Here is a 6,072-nt window from a genome sequence, read left to right as displayed (position 1 = left end):
ATGGTGAGAGAATATGAGTATTAGTAAAACAAGTTCCAGTATAAAGGATGTTGCTAAAAGAGCGAGTGTTTCTACAGCAACGGTATCTCATGTAATTAATGAAACGAGATATGTGTCAGAAGAAACAAAGAAAAAAGTTCATCAAGCAATGAAGGAGCTTAATTATCAGCCTAACCAAATGGCACAAGGCTTAAGAAGCCGGAAATCAAAAACAGTGGGTTTGATCGTTCCAATGCTCTATACAGATACATCGAATTTTTTCTTTATGTCCATTGCAAATGGGATTGAAACGATCTTGCAAGATAGAGGCTATCATTTAATTTTAAGTAATTCGCATGAAGAATTAAAAAGAGAAATGGAACATATTAAAGTGTTTAATTCAAAGTTAATTGACGGTCTGATTATTGCTCCAACAGCGGAAGACTTTTCACAATATGAAGATGTCCTTTCGTCAGATTATCCTGTTGTTTTTATCGACCGGAAGCCAAGAGGTTTTTGTAAAGACGGGGTATTTGTAGATAGTGAAAAAGGTACATATGAGGCTATTAATACTTTAATTGAAAAAGGGCATAAGAGAATTGCTTTTTTAACCGGTTCATTAGGCATAACGACTAGTGACGATCGATTAATGGGGTACAAAAGGGCATTTAAAGACCATAACTTAAAAATAAATCTTAATTTAATTGCTGAAGGTGAAGCAAGCTTTCAAGCAGGATACAAACTCGCGAAAGAATTAGTGGAGGAAGAAAAGGTGACTGCTCTGTTTGTGGCGAATAACGTTATGACAATGGGAGCTTTGGGTTATTTAAATGAACAAAAAATTAAAGTCCCAGAAGAAGTTGCGATTATTGGATTTGATGATTATGACTGGATGAAGATCACTACACCACCGTTAGCGGTTGTAAAACAGCCATCATTTGAGATTGGTGAACAAGCAGTGAATTTACTCTTAAAAAGAATTGAAGAACAGAATCAAGGGGAACCTGAGCAAATTCTTTTAAGTACTGAATTTGTCATACGAGAGTCAATATAAAGGGGGAGCTTCGATATCACCTTTATATTGATCATGTAACTCTTACGTAATCGTTTACGTAAACGATTACAAAATATATACAAGTTGGTTCTAATTGAAGGAGGTGAGAAAGTAATACATCGTATTGCTTACTGAATCAAATTTTAATTAAAAAAAGGGGCGTTGACCAATGAAGAAATTATTACTTATGTTCATGATGTTGATTCTAAGTGTTTTGATAGTTGTAGGGTGTAGTTCTTCTAATGAAGAGACTGGAACTAGTGAGTCTAATCAAGATGATTCAACGGATACAAGTGCGGCTGAATCAAGTGATGGAGAACCCGTTACCTTAGAATTATGGATCCACCAAACAAATGAAAAAGAAACACAATATTACTTAGATCGAGCAGCAGAATTTAATGAAGCGCATGAAGGAGAAATTTATGTTGAAGTAGCACCTCCTATTATTGACGAAGGCAGCTCTTATAACGATGCAATTAATACAGCTTTAGTAGCAGGTAATTTACCAGATTTAATTAAGTTGGATGGACCTTTCGTTTCAAGTTACGCAGCATCTGGAGTGATCATGCCAATCGATGAATATGTTCCTGAAGATGAACTCACTGATTACGTAGATTCCATTGTTCAACAAGGTAGTTATGATGGTAAGCTTTATTCTTTAGGAGCTATGGAATCATCTGTCATATTGTATTACAATAAAGAAATTTTTGAAGCAGCTGGAATTGAAGCGCCAACATCAGTTGAAGAAGCTTGGACTTGGGACGAATTCCTTGCAGTTGCYAAAGATTTGACGACAGAAGATCATAAGGGATTAAATTTATTTATGAACTACGGAGTAGGCGAATGGTTAACGTATATGGGACTTCCTTTCGTATGGTCAAATGAAGGACAATTATTGTCTGATGACGGAACAACGGCTGAGGGTTACTTTAACGGACCGGAGACAGTTGAAGCTCTAGAGTTTGTGAAGACATTATTTGCTGAAGGCGTTGTTGATATTTCACCTTCTGAAATGCAATTTGAAGAAGGAAAAGCAGCTATGGCTTTAGGTGGTCCATGGATCGCTGTTTCTGCTGAAGAGGCAGGGTTAGATTATGGAATGATGCCTTACCCATACAGCAAGGTTCCTAAATCTCCATCTGGAAGTATGGCTTATGCTGTTACGACGAAGACGGAGCACCCAGAAGAAGCAGCTAAGTTTATGCTATTTATGACCGACCAAGAATCAACGATTGGTTTGTCACAAGTAACAGGTATGCCGCCGGCACGTGAATCAGCATTTAACGAAATGTCTCGTTATGAGGAATTGCCACTTAGTGTCATGAAAGATCAAGTTATTAATACAGCTCAAGCGCGTCCACAAACACCTGCATACCCTACCCTAACACAATTGTTTGCTGAGGCGTTCCAAGCAGCAGCATTAGGGGAAGACCCACAAGTGATATTAGATCAGTTTGTTCCGAGAATTGATAAAGAGTTAGCTAGATTTAACGATTAATTCTACATTGCACATTGATGGGCCGAGTATTCTTACTTGGTCCATCAAAATTAGTGACACTAGGGGTGACGAAAGTAATGGTAAAAAGCATAAAGGCAACTTTATCTAAGCAAAAATGGAGAGAAGCTATCAGTGGTTACCTCTTCTTTTTACCGGCACTYATCTTATTATCTTTGTTTTTACTTTATCCAATGGGCATGGCTTTCTATTATAGTTTTACAGATTTTTACTTGTTGACACCAGGTCAAAAGAATTTTGTCGGCTTTGATAACTTTATTTATGCTTTTCAAGATTCTGAGTTTCGTCTCGCTTTTAAAAATACGCTTTATTTTGTGATTGTGATTGTTCCGATTCAAACAGCTGTAGGGCTCGGATTAGCGATCCTCGTCAATAAAAAATTACGAATGACTACCTTTTTTAGAACCGCTTATTTCAGTCCAGTGGTTATGTCACTCGTTGTTGTATCCATCTTATGGACATTTCTTTATAACCCGAATGAAGGTTTATTTAATCAAATATTAGTATCTTTAGGGTTTTCTCCTCAACCATTTTTAACTAGTGCTGATCAAGCAATGAATTCCATTATTGCGATGTCTGTTTGGCAAGGGGCTGGTTTTCAGATGCTGATCTTTTTAGCGGGCCTTCAGACGATTCCGGCTGCGTTATATGAAGCGGCTTCCATTGACGGAGCAAACAGTTGGAAAAAATTTCTAAATATTACGTTACCAGGTTTGAAAAATGTATCGATTTTTATCGTGATTACTATTACGATTGCTGCATTCAAGTTGCTTATTCAACCAATGATTATGACGCAAGGTGGTCCTTTAGGATCGACAAAGTCGTTGGTTCATTATACGTATCAAGTAGGATTTGCTTATCGAGATGTGGGCTATGCTTCCGCACTTGCAGTTCTCTTTACTGTAATCGTCTTAGGGATATCTCTGACTCAACGAAAATTGTTAACTGAGGATAGGGGGTAAGGGATTTGGAAACCAAGACAAACATGAAACAAACAGCTGCAGTGAACAAAGTGCCCAAGTATTCGATGAAAAGTCGTCGAGTCTTCAAAAATATAGGCTTGTATCTACTTATGGGAATGTTAGCGTTTATTTTTCTTTTCCCCCTCATATGGATGTTAGTGTCCTCACTCAAGAGTGATGTTCAAATTTTTAAAGATATGAAAACGGTACACGTTTTTATACCTCCAGTGTATGACAGTTTATCAGCATATTTTGCCAACTATACACAAGCATTAGAAYGTGTGGACTTACTCAAGTACACAGGCAATAGTTTGATCTATACAATCGGCATTATTTTATTTGGATTAATTGTAAACTCAATGGCAGGCTATGCATTGGCCCGTATGAATTTTCCGTTTAAAAACTTCTGGATGGCGATCATCATTGCCACGATTATTATTCCGGCAGAGAGTATTTTCTTGCCCCTTTATKTATTAGTTCATAACTTTGGCTGGGTCAATACGTATACAGGGTTAATTGTCCCATTTATTGCCAACGCCTTTATGATCTTTTTATTCCGTCAATTTTTCATTGGATTTCCAAAGGAATTGGAGGAGGCAGCAAGGATTGATGGCTGTACACCAATTGGAATTTTCTTTCGGATTATCATTCCTCTTTCCAAGCCGGTATTTGCAACASTCGCCATTTTTACATTCGTGAATCATTGGAATGATTTTTTATGGCCATTAGTCGTAGCCAATGATGAAAAAATGAGAACGATTCAAATTGGACTGCAATATTTCTTTGCTCAGCAACCCGTACAATGGGGGCAAGTCATGGCTGCTTTAACGATTGCAACTATTCCCATGCTTCTTATATTCGGATTTTTGCAAAGGTATTATGTGGAAGGTCTGACTCATACGGGATCTAAAAATTAGGGCAGAGGGTGTGTAAAATATTGATGGTTAGATGAGGTACAATCCTATTCATAAAAAAATAAGGATGGAGAGAGAGGGCACTGAAAAAGTACTTTTGAGCAAATTCGAGGAAGCGGCAATGGCTCAACACGTTGCGCACTTGCTATGAGAAAACCACTCATAGCAGGCTTAAGATAAAGCAACGGTTCTGCTCATTGCTTAAAGTTCACTGATAAAAGGTAAAAACCATACCTTTTTCAGTAGACTCTTGAGAGACCTTATTCGATTTCAGAAAGATCTATCTTATGTTGGGAGTGGTGATTTTGACATTTACAAAAGGACAAAATAAAGAAAAAACAACTTACTATAGCGAGACGTATCGACCGGAATTTCATTTTACGCCGGAAGCTAATTGGATGAATGATCCTAATGGAATGGTGTATTATGCAGGTGAATATCACTTGTTTTACCAATATCATCCACACGGAGATACGTGGGGACCGATGCATTGGGGACATGCGGTCAGTAAAGATATGGTTCACTGGGAGCACCTTCCCATTGCTCTTGAACCAGATGAATTAGGCATGATTTTCTCTGGTAGTGTGGTTGTGGATTGGAATGATACTACAGGCTTTTTCAACGGGAAAGACGGATTAGTGGCGATGTTTACTCATGCGAATGATGAGCTACAACGTCAAAGTATCGCCTACAGTAAGGATAAGGGGCGTACATGGGAGAAGTACCGATGGAATCCAGTGGTTGAAAATCCTGGAATCAAAGATTTTAGAGATCCAAAAGTCCTATGGCATGAGGAAACCAATAAGTGGGTTATGGTTTTAGCCGCAGGCCAAAAGGTGATGTTTTATTCTTCTCCTAACTTAAAGGAGTGGGATTTCTTAAGTGAATTCGGATTAGAACATGGTGCACATAGTGGTGTATGGGAATGTCCAGATTTATTTCAATTGCCTGTTGATGGAAATAAAGACAATAAGAAATGGGTATTGCAAGTAGATTTAGGAGACGGTTCCATTGCTGGTGGCTCTGGTGGTCAATATTTTATTGGAGAATTTGATGGAACAACGTTTACCAATGAGAATGATCCGAGTGAGGTTTTATGGATTGACTATGGAAAAGATTTCTATGCCGCTCAATCGTTTTCGGATATTCCTGAAGAAGATGGTAGAAGGATTTGGCTAGCTTGGATGAGTAATTGGAAATATGCTAATGAAGTCCCGACAAACCCGTGGCGTAGTGCGATGTCGATTCCTCGTCAGGTTGAATTAACCGAAACTAAAAAGGGTCAAATCAAACTCATTCAAAAGCCTGTTGTTGAACTAGAAGGTTTACGCTTGAAGGTGAAAGAAATTAAAAATGAAGTGGCCCGCTCTGAAAGTAATCTTCTATCTGACGTGCAGGCAGATGTATTTGAACTTGTGGCTGAATTGGAAGATGTAACAGCAATAGAATTTGGTTTGAAAGTGAGAAAATCAAAGCAAGGTCAAGAAACGACCATTGGGTACGAGGTCAAAAGTGAAACATTATTTGTTGATCGTACTCGCTCAGGGGAATCTGATTTCAGTGAAGCGTTTAGCGGGAGACACTCTGTACAGATCGCAAAAAAGGATGGAAAGCTACAACTAAGAATGTTCGTCGATCGTTCGTCAG

Annotated in this window: 5 protein-coding genes; all 5 read left to right on the top strand. The window is 38.3% G+C overall.

Features of this window, described 5'->3' with window-relative positions; genetic code table 11:
• Positions 1-13: 13 nt before the first annotated feature.
• Positions 14-1,033 carry a LacI family DNA-binding transcriptional regulator gene (locus tag AB685_RS25145; RefSeq protein WP_047973325.1) on the top strand — a complete coding sequence of 340 codons (1,020 nt, stop codon included), beginning with the start codon at positions 14-16 and terminating at the stop codon, positions 1,031-1,033.
• A gap of 187 nt (positions 1,034-1,220) precedes the next feature.
• The gene (locus AB685_RS25140; RefSeq protein ID WP_241773382.1) at positions 1,221-2,531 is read left to right on the top strand and encodes a sugar ABC transporter substrate-binding protein; all 1,311 of its coding nucleotides are present in this window, start codon (positions 1,221-1,223) and stop codon (positions 2,529-2,531) included.
• A gap of 77 nt (positions 2,532-2,608) precedes the next feature.
• On the top strand, positions 2,609-3,511 hold the full coding sequence (locus tag AB685_RS25135) for a sugar ABC transporter permease (protein WP_047973323.1): 903 nt from the start codon (positions 2,609-2,611) through the stop codon (positions 3,509-3,511).
• Between the two features lie 5 nt (positions 3,512-3,516).
• Entirely contained in the window at positions 3,517-4,428 is a 912-nt protein-coding gene (locus AB685_RS25130; RefSeq protein ID WP_241773381.1) for a carbohydrate ABC transporter permease, read from the top strand.
• Between the two features lie 302 nt (positions 4,429-4,730).
• On the top strand, positions 4,731-6,072 hold a 1,342-nt coding region (locus AB685_RS25125), incomplete at its 3' end, for a glycoside hydrolase family 32 protein (RefSeq protein WP_053073953.1).

It is taken from the genome of Bacillus sp. LL01 (genome assembly GCF_001037965.1).
Note: the sequence above shows the minus strand (reverse complement) of the source record. Positions and strands in the feature narration are given on the sequence as shown.